The 18,496-nt window shown below is 68.6% G+C and carries 16 protein-coding genes; 7 read left to right on the forward strand and 9 right to left on the reverse strand.

Going from position 1 to position 18,496, the window contains the following annotated elements:
• The 5 genes from J2S76_RS07710 to J2S76_RS07730 all read right to left on the reverse strand — a co-directional run bounded on the left by J2S76_RS07710 (position 1) and on the right by J2S76_RS07730 (position 4,974).
• Positions 1-810: a DeoR/GlpR family DNA-binding transcription regulator gene (locus tag J2S76_RS07710; RefSeq protein WP_307059080.1), complete on the reverse strand. Its 810-nt coding sequence runs from the start codon at positions 808-810 to the stop codon at positions 1-3.
• A complete protein-coding gene (locus J2S76_RS07715) occupies positions 807-1,601 on the reverse strand; it encodes an ABC transporter permease (RefSeq protein ID WP_307059081.1) in 795 nt (264 codons plus the stop codon). Before J2S76_RS07715 ends, J2S76_RS07710 begins: the two co-directional genes overlap by 4 nt.
• Positions 1,602-1,604: 3 nt before the next feature.
• The gene (locus J2S76_RS07720) at positions 1,605-2,525 is read right to left on the reverse strand and encodes an ABC transporter permease (protein ID WP_307059083.1); all 921 of its coding nucleotides are present in this window, start codon (positions 2,523-2,525) and stop codon (positions 1,605-1,607) included.
• 2 nt (positions 2,526-2,527) lie between these two features.
• Positions 2,528-3,634 (reverse strand): ABC transporter ATP-binding protein, encoded by a 1,107-nt coding sequence (locus J2S76_RS07725; RefSeq protein WP_307059085.1) that lies wholly within the window; start codon positions 3,632-3,634, stop codon positions 2,528-2,530.
• 185 nt (positions 3,635-3,819) lie between these two features.
• Positions 3,820-4,974 carry an ABC transporter substrate-binding protein gene (locus J2S76_RS07730; RefSeq protein WP_307059087.1) on the reverse strand — a complete coding sequence of 385 codons (1,155 nt, stop codon included), beginning with the start codon at positions 4,972-4,974 and terminating at the stop codon, positions 3,820-3,822.
• Between the two features lie 253 nt (positions 4,975-5,227).
• Between J2S76_RS07730 and fabG the strand changes: the two genes are divergently transcribed.
• Complete coding sequence (fabG, locus tag J2S76_RS07735; RefSeq protein WP_307059089.1) at positions 5,228-6,007, forward strand: 3-oxoacyl-ACP reductase FabG; 780 nt, start codon at positions 5,228-5,230, stop codon at positions 6,005-6,007.
• Positions 6,008-6,023: 16 nt separating this feature from the next.
• Here fabG and J2S76_RS07740 read toward each other — a convergent pair whose 3' ends face one another.
• Positions 6,024-7,391 (reverse strand): porin, encoded by a 1,368-nt coding sequence (locus J2S76_RS07740; RefSeq protein ID WP_307059091.1) that lies wholly within the window; start codon positions 7,389-7,391, stop codon positions 6,024-6,026.
• Positions 7,392-7,434: 43 nt separating this feature from the next.
• On the opposite strand from J2S76_RS07740, the gene J2S76_RS07745 reads away from it, so the two are divergent.
• Entirely contained in the window at positions 7,435-9,474 is a 2,040-nt protein-coding gene (locus tag J2S76_RS07745) for an NAD(+) synthase (RefSeq protein WP_307059093.1), read from the forward strand.
• 59 nt (positions 9,475-9,533) lie between these two features.
• Positions 9,534-10,283: an LOG family protein gene (locus J2S76_RS07750; protein WP_307059095.1), complete on the forward strand. Its 750-nt coding sequence runs from the start codon at positions 9,534-9,536 to the stop codon at positions 10,281-10,283.
• Positions 10,284-10,294: 11 nt separating this feature from the next.
• On the opposite strand, the gene J2S76_RS07755 is transcribed toward J2S76_RS07750, so the two are convergent.
• Together J2S76_RS07755 and J2S76_RS07760 are read right to left on the reverse strand one after the other, a co-directional pair.
• A complete protein-coding gene (locus J2S76_RS07755) occupies positions 10,295-11,383 on the reverse strand; it encodes an alpha/beta fold hydrolase (protein ID WP_307059098.1) in 1,089 nt (362 codons plus the stop codon).
• An 87-nt stretch (positions 11,384-11,470) separates the two neighbouring features.
• Positions 11,471-12,328, reverse strand: a complete 858-nt coding sequence (locus J2S76_RS07760) for a carbohydrate kinase family protein (RefSeq protein WP_307059100.1) — start codon at positions 12,326-12,328, stop codon at positions 11,471-11,473.
• A 184-nt stretch (positions 12,329-12,512) separates the two neighbouring features.
• Between J2S76_RS07760 and J2S76_RS07765 the strand changes: the two genes are divergently transcribed.
• The 4 genes from J2S76_RS07765 (at position 12,513) to J2S76_RS07780 (ending at position 16,689) form a co-directional block, all read left to right on the forward strand.
• Positions 12,513-13,358, forward strand: a complete 846-nt coding sequence (locus J2S76_RS07765) for a fumarylacetoacetate hydrolase family protein (protein ID WP_307059102.1) — start codon at positions 12,513-12,515, stop codon at positions 13,356-13,358.
• 120 nt (positions 13,359-13,478) lie between these two features.
• Entirely contained in the window at positions 13,479-13,721 is a 243-nt protein-coding gene (locus J2S76_RS07770; protein ID WP_307059104.1) for a BON domain-containing protein, read from the forward strand.
• A 215-nt stretch (positions 13,722-13,936) separates the two neighbouring features.
• Positions 13,937-16,261 carry a propanediol/glycerol family dehydratase large subunit gene (locus tag J2S76_RS07775; protein WP_307059106.1) on the forward strand — a complete coding sequence of 775 codons (2,325 nt, stop codon included), beginning with the start codon at positions 13,937-13,939 and terminating at the stop codon, positions 16,259-16,261.
• Complete coding sequence (locus J2S76_RS07780; protein ID WP_307059107.1) at positions 16,258-16,689, forward strand: diol dehydratase small subunit; 432 nt, start codon at positions 16,258-16,260, stop codon at positions 16,687-16,689. Before J2S76_RS07775 ends, J2S76_RS07780 begins: the two co-directional genes overlap by 4 nt.
• A 26-nt stretch (positions 16,690-16,715) precedes the next feature.
• Here J2S76_RS07780 and glpK read toward each other — a convergent pair whose 3' ends face one another.
• Positions 16,716-18,218: a glycerol kinase GlpK gene (gene glpK, locus J2S76_RS07785; RefSeq protein ID WP_307059109.1), complete on the reverse strand. Its 1,503-nt coding sequence runs from the start codon at positions 18,216-18,218 to the stop codon at positions 16,716-16,718.
• Positions 18,219-18,496 lie beyond the last annotated feature (278 nt).

Here is an 18,496-nt window from a genome sequence, read left to right on the forward strand (position 1 = left end):
TTACGTCTCGGCAACGGTGATCTCGACCCGCGCCCGGCCGAGCGCGCGCGCCACCGCGCCCTCGGGGGCCCGGTCGGTCACCAGGTGCTGGATGTCGGGAATGCGGGCCCAGATGGCGAGCGAGGGCACGTCGAATTTCTGGTGGTCGGAGACGATGATGGTCTGCGCCGCCCGGTTCATCATCGCCCGATAGACAAAGGCGGCGTCCGGCTCGGCATCGGCGAGGCCGTCCGTTGTGATGCCTGAAATGCCGAGAATGGCGCGGTTCACATTGTAGTTCTGCAGGAATTCGCCGGTCTCCACCCCCACCATCATGCCCTCGCGGGCATTGTAGCGGCCCGGGCACATGATGACCTCGATGGTCGGGTTGGCGGACACCACGGTTGCCACCGAGAAGGAATGGGTGATGACGGTGAGGTCGCGGCAGGCGGCGGCCATGCGGCGGGCGACATGGGTGGTGGTGGCGCCGGCGCCGATGGCGATCACCTCCTTCGGCTTGATCAGCTGCACGGTGGCGGCGGCGATCGCCTCGCGCTGCGCCACCATCAGCCCGTGCCGCTCGGTGACGGAGGGCTCGGAGGCGAAGGGGCGGACCGCGCCGCCATAGGTGCGGTTGATGAGGCCCTTTTCCCCCAGCTCGAACAGGTCGCGCCTTATCGTCTCGGTCGAGACGCCGAGTTCGGTCGCCAGATCGCCGACGCGCAGCGTCGCCGAGGCCCGCATTTCGGCGAGGATGCGCGCCTGCCGGGCCGCCTTGTCGAGCCGGGGCGGGCGGCGCTCGGCCCGTGCGAGGCTGTTGGCCCGGCTCATGCCGCCGCCCGCCGCCGCAGCAGGAGGCCGATCAGCCCGCCTGCCAGCAGCAGGCACGCCGCCCCCAGCGTCGCCATGGTGCCGAGCGCCGGCACCATCGGCGTGTAGCCGGCAACCATCTTGGCGTAGAGCCATTCGGGAATCGTCGAGTCGGCGCCGGTCGTGTAGAGCGAGAGCGGAAAATTGCTCCAGGAGAGCAGGAACGCGAACAGCATACCGGACCAGATGCCCGGCCACAGCAGCGGCAGCGTCACCTCGCGGAAAACCTGCGTGCGCGAGCAGCCGAGATCATAGGCGGCCTCCTCCAGCGAGGGGTCGAAGCCATACACCTGGATGGCGATGACCAGCGTCACCACGGGCACGATCCAGATCATGTGCGCGAACACCGCCGTCATCCAGCTGGTCTGGATGCCCACTGCGTTGAAGCCGAGCAGCATGGCCAGCCCCAGCACCGGCTGGGGAAAGAAGATCGGCAGCAGGATGAGCTTCTGGTAGAGCTTGCGCCCCTTCCACTCATAGCGGGCGAAGGCCAGCGCGCCGAACGTGGCGATGACGACGGAGAACACCGTCACCAAGAGCGCGATCGAGATCGAGGTCTTGACGATCATGCCGATCTCGATCGAATCCAGCGTCTTCTGCCACCATTCGGTCGAGTAGGTTTTGATCGGGAAGCCGAAATACCGGCTCTTGTTGAAGCTCGCCAGCGCCCCGCAGACGATGGGCAGGTAAATCGCGACGAGGACGAACAGCGTCCAGGTCCAGATGGCGGCATTGGTGCGCTTGTGGCCCATGGCTCAGCGCCTCCCCAGCATGCGGTCGAGGTCCAGCTTCGACAGGGCGAACAAGGTGAGCGCGCCGATGAAGAAGGTGACCAGCACCGCCAGCGCCGACCCCAGCGGCCAGTTCTGCGAATAGGTGAAGGCGATCTCGATATCGTGCGAGATGACGATGATCGACTGGCCGCCGAGGATCTTCGCCTCCGCCGTGGCGCCGATGGCGAGCACGAAGGTGAGCAGCATGCCGATGAGGATGCCCGGCATGGCCAGCGGCAGCTCGATCTCGCGCCAGATGAACAGCCGCCCGGCGCCGAGGTCGCGGGCTGCGTCGACGAGGTCGCGCGGCACCAGGGCGAGGCCCAGCGTCATCGGAAACAGCATGAAGGGCAGGTAGGTGTAGACCATGCCGAACAGGGTGATGCCGGGCGAGTACAGCACCTCCGGCCCGCCGGCGAGGCCGAGCCATTTCAGCGTGCCGTCGAGCACGCCATTCTTGATGAAGAACAGCACCCAGCCATAGAGCCGCACATTCTCCGAGACGAAGAGCGGGAAGACGAAGAACACGCTGATCAGCGCCGACCAGCGGCCGAAGACGAGGTTCAGCCCATAGGCGATGGGATAGGCCACCACGGCGAGGATCGCCACGGTGAGCAGCGCCAGCCCGCAGGACCAGAAGAAGGACAGCCACACCGTGTTGGTGGTGTCGAACAGGGTGGCGAAATTCGCCAGCGTGAAGCTGGTGAAGACGTCGAAGCTGCGCGGCGTGGCGAAGGCATAGCCGAAGATCGCCACCAGTGGCGCCAGGAATCCGATGCCGAGCAGCAGCGCGACGGGAAGCGCGCAGCGCGCGCCGACCGAGAGCATGCGGGCGTGGCGCAGCTGGGCGGCGCCTTCCGGGGCGGCCTCCTGCCGGGGAGGGGCGATGGCGAGGTCGGCCATGCTCAGCTCTCCAGCGTGAAGGCGTCGGCGGCGTCCCAGCCGAGCGTCACCTTGCGGTCGGCGCTGGCGGGCAGAGCGCGCCCGCGCGACAGCTCGACCAGCATCACCTTGGCCCCGACCCGCACCTGGTACTGGATGCGCGAGCCGAGCGAATATTCATTGTAGACCACGCCCTCCAGCCGGTTGTCGGCGCTCTCGTCGGGGCCGAGAATCCGCATGAATTCGGGCCGCACCACCACGAAGGCCTCGTCCAGCGTTTTGCCGTCGCGCGGCGGTGCCAGGGTGAACCTGCCGGGCACATCGACGCCCTGCCAGGCGCCGTCCGGCCCGCGCTTCACCTTCAGCGTGTTCACCTCGCCGACGAACTCGCAGACGAAGCGGTCGACCGGGGCGCCGTAGATTTCCTCCGGCGTGCCGATCTGCACGATCCGCCCGGCGCGCATGACGCCGATGCGGTCGCTCATCACCATCGCCTCCTCCAGCGAATGGGTGATGTAGATGAAGGTCTTGCCGGTTTCCCGGTGCAGATCCTTCAGCTCCTTCTCCAGCGTCTTCTTCAGCTTGTAGTCGATGGCCGAGAGCGGCTCGTCGAAGAACAGAACCTCGGGGTCATAGGCCAGCGCCCGGGCGAGTGCGACGCGCTGGCGCTCGCCGCCGGAGCACTTCATCACGTTCTTGTCGAAGTAGTTTTCCGGCAGGCGGACGACGCGCATCAGTTCCAGCGCGCGGGCCTTGCGGGCGGCCGCATCGACGCCCTTCACCTTGAGCGGGAAGGCGATGTTCTCGCCGACGCTCTTGTGCGGGAACAGCGCCAGCGACTGGAACACCAGGCAGGTCGGCCGCTTGTTGGGCGGCACGTCGTTGATGAGCTGGCCATGCAGGGTGATGTTGCCCTCGCTCGGCGTGTCCATGCCGGCGAGCATGCGCAGCAGCGTGGTCTTGCCCGAGCCGGAGGGGCCGACAATGGTGAGGAATTCGCCCTCGCGCACATCGAGATCGATGGTGTCGACCGCGGTGAAGGCGCCGAAGCTCTTGCGGATGCCGACAAGCTGGAGGATCGGCTTCGGCGGTTCGGCGCTCTGCGAGGCGGCCGGCGTGGTCTGGAGCATCAGGACTTCCGTCATGGGCCGGGGCGGGCGGTCGCCGCCGACGGTGATTGTGGATTGATCGGCCGGCTGCGTGCTTCGAGACGCGGGGCTGCGCCCCGCTCCTCAGCATGACGAAGGGTGAGGACCTGCGTCATCCTGAGGTGCCCGGCGCAGCCGGGCCCCGAAGGACGCAGGTCCTCTCCGCTTTATCCCCGCAGGCGCTTGGCGGCGTTCATCAGGTCGAGCGCCTTGTCGTAGTCGGGCACGATGTCGTACTCGGCCGAGCGGTCCATCTCTTCCTGCAGGCTGTCCCACTGGATCGCGTCCAGCTCGTCCTTGGTGAAGAGGTCGAAGCAGGCCTTGTTGCCCATCTGCGCCACCGGGTTGAACGTGCCCTCGGCGAAGGCGACCGTGTGGGCGACCTCGGGTCCCTGCACATATTTCAGGAAGTCGAGCGCCAGCGGCGACAGGTTCGGGTTGTTCACCGTCGAGGTGATCTCGATCCAGGCGATGCCGCCCTTGCCGCCGGGCAGCGGGCCCCGGAGCGGGGTGATGCCGCGCAGATTCGGGTGGCCGTCGGCGCGGGCGGGGGAGACGGAATAGGTGCCGCCCGTCATGTGCAGGTCGATCTCGCCCGAGATCAGCGCCTGGTTCATCGAGGCGATGTCGCCGATCAGCTTGGCGCCCTTGAAGACGCGCTTGGCGGTCTCCTCGAACTTGGCGAACTCGTCCGGGGTGTGGACCTTGAACGGGTCGATGCCGGCGATGATGAAGATGTTGAAGACGTTCCAGTCGTCGGATTCGAGAATGCCGTATTTGCCGGCCAGCGCGGGATCGTTGAACAGGTCCCAGCCGGTATCTTCCGCGGTCTTGCGGGAGACCTTGTCGGTGTTGACCACGAAGCTGTAGGGCCCGAAGCGCTGGGCCATGCCGATCAGCTCGCTGCCATCTTCGCTCATCGCCCATTTATAGGGCCATTTGAACTCCGGCATCATCTTGGCGAAGAACGGCTCGAACTCGGCCTTGGGCAGCGGCTTGATCAGCTTTTCGGGCAGCATCACCTTGCGCGCCCAGGGATTGTTGACGTTGATCAGGTCCCAGGTGTTGATCTCGCCGGCGCGCAGCCGGTTGATCATGGTGGGGTCGTTGGTCAGGCTCTCCGCCTTCACCGTCGCCCCGGTCTGCGAGCGGAACGGGTCCAGCACCTGGGCGGAATTGTAGCCCTCCCAGCACAGGATGTTCAGCTCCTTCTCGCGCGCCGCGAACGCCTTGTTGGCGTTGAACAGCGGACCGGCGGCGGCGAGCGCGCCAAGGCCCGCTCCCATGCCCTGCAAGACCGACCTTCTCGAAATATGCGCCATCTCGAAGTCCCTCTGGATTGTTGGCGCGGAACCTTGGGCGGCCGCGCATTCGTTCGGCATCCGGGTGTGGAGCGGATGTGGGAGACATGTTGGACTGTGTGTGATCCTAAACATCTGTATTTGGGCTTTACAACACCAAATTTGCGGCTCAACCTGATGAAAAGGAAGGCAGCCTGTTTTGACGGCATGCCGGCCGCCGGTGGTATGGTTTGCCGGGAAACAAACTCCAGAGATCAGTCGGGAATAGCCGCTTATGTTCACGTCGCTTGAAGGCAAGACCGTCATCGTCACCGGGGCCAGCAAGGGGATCGGGCGCGGCCTCGCGCTGCGCTTCGGCCAGGCCGGGCTCAACGTGCTGGTGGTGAGCCGCGCGCTCGCCGAGGCCGAGAAGGTGGCGGCCGAAATCGGCCCCAATGCCTCCGCCTTCGCTGCCGACGTGACCAAGACGGAGGACATGGAAGCGATGGCGCAGGCGGCACTGGACCGCTACGGCGCCATCGACGTGCTCTGCGCCAATGCCGGCATCTTCCCCGCCGCCAAGCTCGGGGTGATGACAGGCGATGATTTCGACCATGTCATCGGCACCAATCTCAAGGGCACCTTCCTCACCGTCTCCGCCGTACTGCCGGCGATGAAGGCGGCGAAGAAGGGCCGCATCATCATCACCTCGTCCATCACCGGGCCGATCACCGGCTTTCCCGGCTGGACCCATTACGGCGCCTCCAAGGCCGGGCAGATGGGCTTCATGCGGACGGCGGCGATCGAGCTGGCGCCGTGGAACATCACGGTCAACGCCGTCATGCCGGGCAACATCCTCACCGAGGGCATGGAGGGCATGGGCGAGGCCTATATCGCCTCCACCGCCGCCTGCGTGCCGATGAAGAAGCTCGGCAGCGTGTTCGACATCGCCAATGCCGCGCTGTTCTTCGCCAGCGAGGAGGCCGGCTACATCACCGGACAGGGCATGGTGATCGATGGCGGCCAGGTGCTGCCGGAATCGCCGATGGCGCTGGACGAGATGGGCACGGCCTGACCCGGCCGGCCCGCGCTCAGAAGGTGGCGGCGAACATCAGCAGGAAGTCGTTCGCCGCCTGCGACGCCAGCGCCGGTCCCTGCGTGCCGGCGCGGAAGCCGTCAGCCTCGTAGAGATTGTACTGATATTGCAGCGTGACGGTGAACGGGCCGACCGGCGTCCAGTTGAGATTGGCGCCGAGGTTCCAGTTGCCGATGCCGCTGGCGCCATAGGTGAGCTGCGCCAGCGGGTCGGCGATGTCGAACCGTCCATAGCCGCCGAAGAAGGCCGAGTTCCAGGTTGGGGTCCAGTTGTGCAGGAACTGGCCAACCGCGCTCCAGCCCTCCACCTTTGACAGCGAGCCGTCGAGACGCTGGAAGGCGTCGGGGGCGGAAAAGCGGCCGCTGGGGTCGATCAGCCCGAGATAGGAGGTCGCTCCATCGGCATAGGCGGCCTGAAGATAGAGCGTGTCGCCCGGCGCGATGAAAGGTAGGTTGAACATCACGCCGGCCTGCAGCGCATAGCCCCACTCCCCCGTCGTGGCGCCGAGCCGCTCGCTCACCGGCGATTGCGCGATTTGGTGCAGCGCGCCCGAAAGCTGGAAATCGCCCCAGTCGCCGCTCTGGCCGAAGGTGGCGACGATCTCCGGCCAGCGCGCCACCCCGTTCGAGTCCGCCTCGTCCTCGGCGACCAGAGCGTCGCCGCTCGCCACGACAGGCAGGATGCCATTGTCGCGCTTGGCCGATCCCTCCAGCGAGATCTGGGCGAGGAAGCCGTCCGGCAGGTGCCAGCTATAGCCGAGCACGGGCAGCTGGGTCTGGTCGCCGATGGTCGCCGGGTCGGTGCCCAGCACATCGGCATTGGCGTAGAAGTCGAAGAAGGACTGGAGATAGCCGAAGGTGAAGCCGGCGAACTCGATATGCATGTCATAGGGGTCGAAATCCGCCCCGTCGCGCACCCCTTCGCCCCAGGGGTCGGCGGTGCGCCAGGTGATCCGCATATCGGTATAGGAGCGCAGCGTGCCATATTCCGTGCGCGTGCGGGCATCCGTCACCAGCCCCAAGGTCGAGACCCAGTAGCTCCTCGCATTGGCGGCGGGGTAGTCGGTGTAGCTGTTGGCATAGGTCTCGGCCCAGAGATAGCCGCCGAGCCGCAGGCAGGTGTCCGAGCCGGGAATATAGGCGAAGCCCGGCCCTTCCGCCGTGCACGCCTTCACATAGCGGGCGGAAGCCGCGCCCGGCGGCTCGCCCGCCTGCGCCTGCGGACTCCCAAGCAGCGTGCCGAGCAGCGCGACGAGCAGGCCCGCGCCCGGCGCCGCTACGCCGCGCCCGCGTGGGGCGGGAAGCGGCCCTTGCTGGCGTGAACGGCGCGGTTCCTGTGCGGCTTTTGCTGGTTCGCGGCTCATGAGCGGTTAAATATCCCCCGGTTACTGCATTGATGAGGGCATAATGGCCGATTCGCGCTGTCTTTACCGCCATGGCTTCCTGCGAATCGGCACCGGCGTGCCGCGCGGGCGGGTGGCCGACCCGGCCTTTGCGCTCGCCGAGCATCTGGCGCTCGCGCGCAGCGCCGAGGCACGCGGTATCGGCGTGCTGCTGTTTCCCGAGCTTGGCCTGTCCTCCTATGCCATTGACGACCTTCTGTTCCAGGACGCGCTGCTGGACCGGGTGGAGACGGCGATCGCCGAACTCGTCGCCGCCTCGCGCGCGCTCTTCCCGGTGCTGGTGGTCGGCGCGCCGCTGCGCCACGAGGGGGCGCTCTACAATTGTGCGGTGGTGATTCATCGCGGCGTTCTCCTTGGCGTGGTGCCCAAGAGCTACCCGCCCAACTACCGCGAATTCTACGAGCGCCGCCACTTCGCGCCCGGGCTCGGCACGTCGGGCGCGATCGCGGTGGCGGGGGAGGACGTACCCTTCGGCACCGATCTGCTGTTCCGCGCCGAGGGCGAGGTGCCCTTCACCTTCCATGTCGAGATTTGCGAGGACCTCTGGGTGCCGCTGCCGCCCTCCACGCGGGGCGCGCTGGCGGGGGCGGAAGTGCTGCTGAATCTCTCCGCCAGCAACATCACCATCGGCAAGGCGCGTCACCGCCGGCTGCTCTGCGCCAGCCATTCCGCCCGCTGCCTCGCCGCCTATGCCTATTCCGCCGCCGGGCCGGGCGAATCCACCACCGATCTCGCCTGGGACGGGCAGGCGGCGATCTTCGAGAATGGCGAGTGCCTCGGCGAGAGCGCGCGCTTCCCCGACGGGCCGACCCTGCTTGCCGCCGATATCGACCTGGAGCGCCTGCGGCAGGAGCGCATGCGCACCACCACCTTCGGCGAATGCATGCGCGAAGAGGGGGCGGGTGATTTCCGCAGGATCGGCTTCACCCTCGGTGCCCCGCCCGCACCGGCGCCGCTGGAGCGGCTGATCGCGCGCTTCCCCTATGTGCCTGATGATCCCGAGCGCCTCGCGGAAGACTGCTACGAGGCCTACAACATCCAGGTGCAGGGCCTCGCCCAGCGCCTTTCCTCCTCCGGCGTGCGGCGCGCGGTGATCGGCGTGTCCGGTGGGCTCGATTCGACGCAGGCGCTGCTGGTGGCGGTGCGGGCGATGGAGCGGCTCGGCCGGCCGCGCAGCGATATCCTCGCCTACACGCTGCCGGGCTTCGCCACCTCCGACGCCACCCGCGCCAATGCGTGGGCGCTGATCGAGACGCTGGGTGTCACCGGCGGCGAGATCGACATCCGCCCGGCGGCGCGGCAGATGCTGGCCGATCTCGGCCACCCGTTCGCCGGCGGCGAGCCGGTCTATGACGTGACCTTCGAGAATGTGCAGGCGGGGCTGCGCACCGACTACCTGTTCCGCCTCGCAAACCAGCAGGGCGGGCTGGTGGTCGGCACCGGCGATCTCTCCGAGCTGGGGCTCGGCTGGTGCACCTATGGCGTCGGCGACCACATGTCCCACTACAACGTCAACGCCTCGGTGCCGAAGACGCTGATCCAGCACCTCATCCGCTTCGTCGCCGCCTCGGGCGACGTCTCGGCCGCGACCGCGCGGGCGCTGGAGGCGGTGCTGGCCACCGAAATCTCGCCGGAGCTGGTGCCGGCGGAGGCGGGCGCCACCATCCAGTCGACCCAGCAGGTGGTCGGCCCCTATGCGCTGCAGGACTTCAACCTCTACTACCTCACCCGCTATGGCTTGCGCCCCTCGCGCATCGCCTATCTCGCTTTGCAGGCCTGGGGCGATGCTTCGCGCGGCGCCTGGCCGGCGAACATTCCGGCCGAGGACCGGCGTGCCTATTCGCGGGCCGAGATCCGGCATTGGCTGAAGCTGTTCCTGAAGCGCTTCTTCGCCAACCAGTTCAAGCGCTCGGCGCTGCCGAACGGGCCGAAGATCACCTCGGGCGGTTCGCTCTCGCCGCGCGGCGACTGGCGGGCGCCCTCGGATGCGGGGGCGCAGGTCTGGCTCGACGAGCTCGACGCCAACTTTCCCGATGAGGGTTGAGGCGGTATCTGCCGCAGGCGCGAGATCCGCGCGGCGACGCGCGCGTGAAGGAAACCGGCTTGGACGACGACATCTCCCCTAATCACAGCTACCGCCTCGCCGCGCTGGACCAGGATTTCATCCTCAGTGATTCCATGCGCGGCGTGCGCTTCCAGCTGGAATACGCCAAGCCCGAGGAAGAGCTGAGGCGCTGGCGCATCCGCTCCACCCTCGTGGTGTTCGGCTCGGCGCGGGTGCGGGCGGACGGTCCCGGCCACCAGCCTTTCCTCTATGAGCAGGCGCGGGCCTTCGGGCGCCTCGCCTCGCAGCGCGGCGGCGCGCTCGATGTGTCGGAAGGCGGCTACCGCGACAATGTCATCGCCACGGGCGGCGGGCCGGGTGTGATGGAGGCGGCCAATCGCGGCGCCTATGAGGTGGCCGCGCCCAGCATCGGCTTCAACATCTCGCTGCCGCATGAGCAGGTGCCCAACCCCTACACCACGCCGCAGCTGACCTTCCGCTTCCACTATTTCGCCATGCGCAAGATGCATCTCGCCATGCGCGCCAATGCGCTGGTGGTCTTTCCCGGCGGCTTCGGCACGCTCGACGAGCTGTTCGAGATCCTCAACCTGCAAATCACAGGCAAGGCGCCGCCGGTGGCCATCGTGCTGTTCGACGAGGCCTATTGGCGCTCGGTCATCAATTTCCAGGCGCTGGTCGACTTGGGCATGGTGAGCGCCGGGGAATGCGCCCTGTTCCGTTTCGCCAACACGGCCGAGGAGATCTGGACCCAGCTGGTGGCCGGCGGGCTGAAGCTGCCCACGCGCTGACGGCGCGGGTCTCAGGCGCGGGCGCCGATCCAGTCGGCGATGCGAGGCCACACCTCCCGGTGCGCCTGCCGCCCGGCGAGGATGGCGAGGTGCTGCAGCCCGACGCCGACCTCGGTGGGGTGCTCGATGATCTCAGTGCTGCCTTCCGCCATGCGGGCGAAGAACGGCGCCACGGCGGCGCGCGGGCCGATCTCGTCGGCGGCGTTCACCGCCGCCAGCGCCGGCACACGCAGCCCCTGCGGCCCGAGAAGCCGCCCGCCCAGCTCCAGCCGGCCTTGGGCGAAACGGTCGTCCCGGTACAGCCATTCCACCATCTCGTGCACCAGCCGGCCGGCCAGCGGCACCTCGTCCAGCGCCCAGCGGGTGATGCGCAGATGCAGGTCCAGCGCCGCCGGGTCTGTGAGGCTCAGCGCCCCGTCCATCCAACGCGACCAGACGAAGGTGCCGGGCGCGAGCAGGGCGCAGGACTGTGCCAGCAGCCCGCCGGGCAGGATGCCGTCCTCGGCCGTGTGCGCTCCCTGCGCCGCCACGCTGTCGCGGAAGGCGCTGGAGCCGGGCGCGAAACTCAGCGGGGCCGCAAGCAGCACCAGCCCGCGAAAAAGCGCCGGCTCCAGCGCGGCGGCCAGCGCCGCCAGCGTGCCGCCGAGCGAATGGCCGAGCACCACCGGCACCCGTCCGCTCCGTGCGGCGACGATCTGGGCGGCGTCAATGACCGCGCGCGCATAGTCTTCCAGCCCGTGCGGCGCGCCGCCTTCCGCCGGCGGGCGCCAGGCGGCGAGAAACACGTCCATGCCGCGATCGAGGCAGAAGCGCACCACGCTCAGTTCTGCCGTCAGGTCCCAGACATAGGGGCGCTTGATCGGTGCGGGAACCATCAGCACCGCCGGTCCCCCCGGCGCCGCCATGGGCGCGTCTCCCTGCCGATAGTGCCGCAGCCGCAGCAGCGGCGCCTCGGCGGCGATGTCATAGCGCTGTTCGGCGACGCCATAGCCGAAGAGGTCCAGCGTGCGGGCCTGGGCGTCGCGCCAGTTCTCCTGCACGGCGCGCTGCGCCGCCTGCCAGGGGGCGAAAGGGTCGGGCGACGGCGCGCGTGGCGACATGGCGTCCTCCTTGGCCGGCGCGGGCGGAACCCGTCGCGGCGCCAGACCCAAGCTTACCATGGGAAACGTCGTGTTCCTTGATGCGGGTCAGTCGGCCGCGATCAGCGCTGTCGTCAGCGGCAGCGGCGCCGGGCGCTGGAAACCGGCGTCCCCGGCCAGCACCCGCCCGGCGATGGCGCTGCCGCGTTGCACCGCCGCTTGCGCCGGCACATCGGCCAGCCAGCCATCGATGAAGCCGGCGGCGAAGGCATCGCCCGCGCCGGTCGTATCGGCGGGCGCGTCGAGCGGCGGCACCGCGACGCCCGTCCGCCCCTGCGCCTCGCACAGCTGCACCGGCCCGGCGCCCTGCGTCAGCACCAGCGCCGCCAGGCCCTCGCCGCCGATCTCCCGCGCGTGTGCGAAGGCGTCCGCACCGGCGAACAGCGCATGGTCGGCGGCGGAAGCGATCAGCACCTGCGCCGGCCGCCGCTCCGTCCGCTCCAGCGGCAGCTGGGCCACCACCCGTGTGCGCGCGGCCAGCGCCTCCAGCACGCCGGGCGTGGCGCGGCGAACATTGACATAGGCGATGTCGGCCTCAATCGCGGGCAGGGCGGTGAGCCGGCGCGCCTCTGTCGTGGCCGGGGCGATGATGGTGCGTTCCCCATTCGTGTCGACCAGAATGTCCAGCGGCACGGTGGGCGCGTCGGTGGTGCGCAGATGCCTGAGGTCGAAGCCCATCGCCTCCAGACGCGCGCGGCAGGCGGCGCCGGCGGCATCGGTGGAGAGCGTCGCCGCCAGCGTCACCCGATGGCCGAGCGCCAGCAGCGCCGCGCCGGTGTTGAAGCCGCCGCCGCCGGGGCGCAGCGTCACCTCTTCCCGGGTCAGCCGCTCGCCGCTCCGCAGCGGGGCGGTGAGCCGCCAGATGCGGTCGACATTGACGCTTCCGACCACCAGCACATGGCCCATGGTGTTTCCCCCGCATGGCCGGCGGCGCCGGGCCTTGAGCGATAGGAGAGCGCCCCCGATTCGACAAGCCGGCACTCTATCCCGCCCAGGGCGGCCTCGACGCGGCCGGGCTTTGCCGGTACCTCTGGGGCGCGCGTCGGCAGGAGCCCGGCGGCTCGGTTCTGGCGGCAGGGAGACACGTCCGATGAAGCTCGTTCGCTATGGAGAGATCGGGCATGAGCGCCCCGGCCTGATTGATGAGGCCGGCGTGCTGCGCGATCTGTCCTCGCTGGTGTCCGACATTGCCGGCAAGGTGCTGCTGCCGGAAAGCCTTGAGCGCCTGCGCGCGGTCGACACGGAGGAATTGCTGCCGGTGGAGGGCGCGCCGCGCCTCGGCGCCTGCGTCGGTCACGTCGGCAAATTCGTCTGCATCGGCCTCAACTACACCGACCACGCGCTGGAGGCCGGCCTGCCGATCCCCGAGGAGCCGGTGATCTTCATGAAGCCGACCAGCTGCATCGTCGGGCCGAACGACAATGTCGAGATTCCGCGCGGTGCCACCAAGACCGACTGGGAGGTCGAGCTCGGCATCGTCATCGGTAAGCCGGCTAAATATATCGCCGTCGAGGATGCCTATGCCCATGTCGCCGGCTATTGCGTCGTCAATGACGTGTCCGAGCGCGGCTTCCAGCTGGAGCGGGGCGGCACCTGGGACAAGGGCAAGGGCTGCGACACGTTCGGCCCGATCGGCCCGTGGCTGGTGACGACCGACGAGATCGCCGACCCGCAGGCGCTCGACATGTGGCTGGAGGTGGACGGCGTGCGCCGCCAGTCGGGTTCCACCCGCACCATGATCTTCGACGTGCCGACCCTGGTCTCCTATGTCAGCCAGTTCATGAGCCTGCAGCCGGGCGACATCATCACAACAGGCACGCCGCCGGGCGTCGGCCTCGGCATGAAGCCGCCGGTCTATCTCACCGCCGGCCAGACCATGCGGCTGGCCATCTCCGGCCTCGGCGTGCAGGAGCAGCGTCTCGTCGCGGCGGACTGATCGTCGCGGGCCGGGGTGTCCGGCGCCTTGGCGGGTTTGCGGCAGATCAAGGCGCCGGCCCGCCCGGCGTGCTTGGCTAAATCCATTCACTTCCGCCAGAGGCCGAAGTGGGAGGATGCCATGCAGGATGTCGCGCTTTATCGCCGCCTTCGGGACGCCGTCGATCACGCCTTGGAGGGCGCCGACGTCGATGTCGGCATCTGCCCGGACAAGGGAATCATCACCCTCACCGGCCGCGTCGCCTCGCGCGGCGCCCAGATCCTCATTGAGGACGCCGTCGGCCGCCTCGCCGGCGACTTCACCATCGTCAATCAGGTGAAGGTCGATCCGCTGCTCTGCCGCCGCGCCGCGCGGTTCCACTAGACCTTTTCCGGTCACACGACCGGGTCGTCGCGCGCGCCTGTATCCATTCCGATGGGCGGCCGGCCCCGCAAGGGCCGCGTGCCCTCGGCGGACGGAGGTTTCCCCCCGGCTTTCGCGCGCCGGAGCCCCGACAGGGCCGCCGCCCGCTTTATCCTGCCTTCCGTCTTCACTATCCTGACATGGGTCCCGGAGAGGACCATGCGGGAGGCCTGAGCATGACTGACGCGCCCGAAACCGCTTCGCCCCCCACGGGCGCGCCGCAAAGCTCCAATCGCTGGCGCCGCTTCGCCGAGTGGGACGCGCGGCCGCTGCGCCATGATCTGTTCGCGGCGGAAAATCCCGAGGCCGGCTTCTCGGTGTTTCATAGCCCCTATGACCCCGCGCCCTCGCTCAGCATCGAGGGTGGCCGGGTCACCGTCATGGACGGCAAGGCGGCGGCCGATTTCGACATTCTCGACGCCTTCATCGCCGCCCATCACATCGACCCCGCAATGGCGGAGGTGGCGATGGCGATGGACCCGGGCGAGATTGCCCGCAAGCTGGTCGACATCAATGTGCCGCGCCCGGAACTCGAAGCGCTGGCGCGCGGCCTCACCCCGGCGCGCCTTGCGGAAGTGGTGGGCCGGCTGTCGGCGCTGGAGATCGCCTTCGCCTATTCGAAGATGCGCCAGCGCCAGACCCCCGGCAACCAGGCGCATGTGACCAATGCCAAGGACGACCCGCTGCAGCTGGCCGCCGATGCTGCGGTGGCCGTGGCGCTCGGCTTCGACGAGATCGAGACCACTATGCGGGTGGCCTCCAACAGCTGGGCCAATGCGCTGGCCTGCACGGTGGGCGCGGCGGTGGGGCGCGGCGGCGTGCTGTTCCAGTGCTCCATCGAGGAGGCGGAGGAGCTGCAGATCGGCCTTGCCGGGCTTTCCTCCTATGCCGAGACGGTGTCGGTCTACGGCACTGAGCGCGCCTTCATCGATGGCGACGACACGCCATGGTCGAAGGCGCTGCTCACCGCCGCCTATGCCTCGCGCGGCATCAAGGCCCGCTGCACCTCGGGCGCGGCGGCGGAACTGCTGATGGGCTTCCACGAGCAGCGCTCGCTGCTCTATCTCGAAGCGCGCTGCCTCTGCCTGCAGCGGGCGATGGGCGTGCAGGGCACGCAGAATGGCGGCATTGACGGCGCCCCGCTCACCGCCTCCATGGCCGGCGGGGTGCGCGAATTGATGGCGGAAAATCTGATCGCCGTCTGGCTCGGGCTCGAATGCGCCTCCGGCAATGACTGCCGCACCAGCGAATCGGAAATCCGCGTCGGCGCCAAGATCACGCCCTATCTGCTCGCCGGCTCCGACCTCATCTGCTCAGGCTTCGGCTCGATCAAGAAATACGACAATTCTTTCAACCCCTCGCTCTTCAATGGCGAGGAGATCGAGGACTATCTGCTGCTCCAGCGCGATTTCCAGACTGATGGCGGTCTGACCCCGGTGGAGGAGGACCAGGTGCTGGGCCTGCGCGTGCGGGCGGTGGAAGCGCTGGCGGCGGTCATGGAGGAGTTGGGCCTTGGCAGCGTGCCGCGCGCGCGGATGATGTCGGTGGTGTTCGCCTCCGGCTCGGAGGAAACGGTGAGCTACACGCCGGGAGAGGTGACGCCGATCAGCGCCGCCATCAAGGCGCGCGGCCTCACCGCCATCGACGTGGTGCGGGCGCTGGGAAAGCGCGGCTACACCGAGGAGGCCGAGAATCTCCTCCTCATGCTGCGCCAGCGCATCTCCGGCGACTATCTCCAGACCTCAGCTCTGGTGCGCGACGGGCGGGTGATGAGCGCCATCAACGATCCCAATGATTATCGCGGCCCAGGCACCGGCTACCGCATGCCGGAGAAGCGCTGGGAGGCGGTGCAGGGCATCCGCAACGTGCTCACCCGCGAGCGGGTGCTGGCAGCGGAGAATGTCGTCGCCGGTGCCGGCGGCGCGGAGGTGGACTGGCTGGTGGCCGCCGGCCCGGCGGCGAAGGGAGTGAACCCGCATGAGGTGGTGATCGGCGTCAGCCCCGGCTTTGCCCGCCAGCTGCACCAGACCACCGCCGGCCATGCGCTGGCCGATGTGGTGGCGGCGCTGGTCGACGGCATCGCCGCCGGGGGCGGCACGGCGCGGCTGGTGCGGATGATGCACACCGCCGACACCTCCTTCCTCGGCCTCGCCGCCGCGCGGCTGTCCGGCTCGGGTTTCGGCATCGGCATCCAGGCCAAGGGCACGACCGTCCTGCATCAGGCCGACCGCATGCCGCATATGAATCTCGAACTGTTCTCCAACGCCCCCCTCACCGGGCTCGACCATTACCGCGCGCTCGGCCGCAACGCCGCCCGCCACACCTTCGGCGAGGCGCCGGAGCCGGTGATGGTGCCCACCCATGGCGAGGCGCTTGGCGCCCGCTTCCATGTGCGGGTGGCGCTGCTCTACGCGATCGAGACTGGTCTCATCGAACCGACTGTTCACCCCATCGAACTCGCGTACCGCCCCGACATGCGTGCGCCGGAGGCCGCGCAATGAGTGCAAATCCCGCCAGCGACCTCGACCTCTACCCCGTGGCCGAAAAGGCCCCCGAACGGGTGCAGACCCCTACCGGCAAGCCGCTTTCCGCCCTGACATTGGAGGCGGTGCTTGCCGGAGAGATCGGCGCCGAGGACATCGCCATCACCCCTGAAGCCTTGATGCTGCAGGCGAAAATCGCCCGCGCCGCCGGCCGGGAGACGCTGGCGGCCAACTTTGAGCGTGCCGCCGACCTGGTGGGCGTGCCGCAGGAACTGATCCTCGACACCTATGAGCTGCTGCGCCCCGGCCGCGCCGGCAACGCGCAGCAGCTGCTCGACCGGGCGGCGCTTCTGCGCCGCGACTACGGCGCCACCCGCGTCGCCGCCCTCATCGAGGAAGCCGCCGCCGTCTATGCGAGACGCGGCCTGTTCGTGAAGAGATTCTAAGCCGTTTCAAGGGCTTGGCAGTACGGTCAGGGCAAGGTGAGACGGCGCACCGCGTCGCGCCAGCCGGCGAGCTTCGTCTCGCGGGTCTCCGTCGGCATGGTGGGATCGAAGCGGTGGTCGAGCCGCCAGGAATCGGCGAAGCGCCCCGGCGCCGGCATGATGCCGGCGTGGTAGCCGGCGAGATAGGCCGCGCCAAGCGCCGTCGTCTCGCGGATCACCGGCCGGTCGACCGGCGCGGCGAGAAGATCGGCGAGCCGCTGCATCGCGAAATTTGATGCGACCATACCGCCATCGACGCGCAGCACCGGCGTGCGATGACCCGCGGCGCCCGAGCGCGCCCAGTCGGCATTCATCGCCGCGATCAGGTCAGCGGTCTGGTAGCAAACGCTTTCCAGCGCGGCGAGGCAGAATTCGGCCGGGCCGGAATTGCGGGTGAGGCCGAACATCGCCCCGCGCACATCGGGGTTCCAGTGCGGGGCGCCGAGGCCGACAAAGGCCGGCACCAGATAGACCTGCTGCGCCGGATCGGCGGCTTCCGCCAGCGCCTCGCTCTCGGCCGAGTTCTTGATGATGCCGAGCCCGTCGCGCAGCCACTGCACCGCCGCGCCGGCGACGAAGATCGAGCCTTCCAGCGCATAGGTGCGTTTTCCGCCGAGCTGGTAGGCGATGGTTGTGAGCAGCCGGTTCTGCGACAGGACGGCGGTCGGCCCGGTATTGAGCAGGGCGAAGCAGCCAGTGCCATAGGTCGACTTGATCATGCCGGGCTGGAAACAGGCTTGGCCGACGGTGGCGGCCTGCTGGTCGCCGGCGATGCCGCCAATGGCGATGGCGCCGCCGAAGAAATGCGGCTGGGTGACGCCGTAATCGGCGGCGCAGTCCTTCACCTCGGGCAGCATGGAGCGCGGCACGCGCAGCAAAGCGAGCAGGTCGTCGTCCCAGGCGCCGGTGTGAATGTTGAACAGCAAGGTGCGGGCGGCATTGGTGGCGTCGGTGGCGTGCACCTGCCCGCCGGTGAGCTTCCACAGCAGCCAGCTGTCCACCGTACCGAAGGCGAGCTCGCCGCGCTCGGCGCGGGCGCGGGCGCCCGGCACATGGTCGAGAATCCAGCCGATCTTGGTGCCGGAGAAGTAGGGATCGAGGATCAGGCCGGTACGCTCGCTCACCAGAGGCTCATGCCCCTCACTGCGCAGCCGGGCGCAGAGGTCGGCGGTGCGGCGGTCCTGCCAGACAATGGCGCGATGGATGGCGGCGCCGGTCTTGCGGTCCCACACCACGGTGGTTTCGCGCTGGTTGGTGATGCCGATGGCGGCGATGTCGGCGGCCTTCAGGCCGGCCTGCTCGATCACGGCGCGGCAGGTGGCGAGCGTCGTCTGCCATAGGTCTTCGGCCTCATGCTCGACCCAGCCCGAGGCCGGGAAATGCTGCGGGAATTCCTGCTGCGCCTGCGCCGCGATGGAGGTGTCGGGCCGGAACAAGATGGCACGCGAGGAGGTGGTGCCTTGGTCGATGGCGAGAAGATGGGTCGTCACGAGGCGCTCCGCGAAAAGGCGTCATCCCGGAAGGGTTTGCCCCTGTCCGGGATGAGTGTCCATGTCGGGCGGGATGCCGTCGGGCGACGGCATGACGGAGAAGGATCGTCCCGGACGGCGGGGGGCGTCCGGGACGAGAGGCCGGGGCGGAACCGACTTCAGGTTCCGGCCCCGGTGTTTAGTTCAGCCGACCCGCGTCAGTTTTTCTTCGGCGGGGTGGCGGGCCAGGAGCCGATGAGCGTGTCGTAGTCGACGGTCTCGCCCTGCGGCTTCTCGTT

It is taken from the genome of Ancylobacter vacuolatus, assembly GCF_030813595.1.
Taxonomy (GTDB): domain Bacteria; phylum Pseudomonadota; class Alphaproteobacteria; order Rhizobiales; family Xanthobacteraceae; genus Ancylobacter; species Ancylobacter vacuolatus.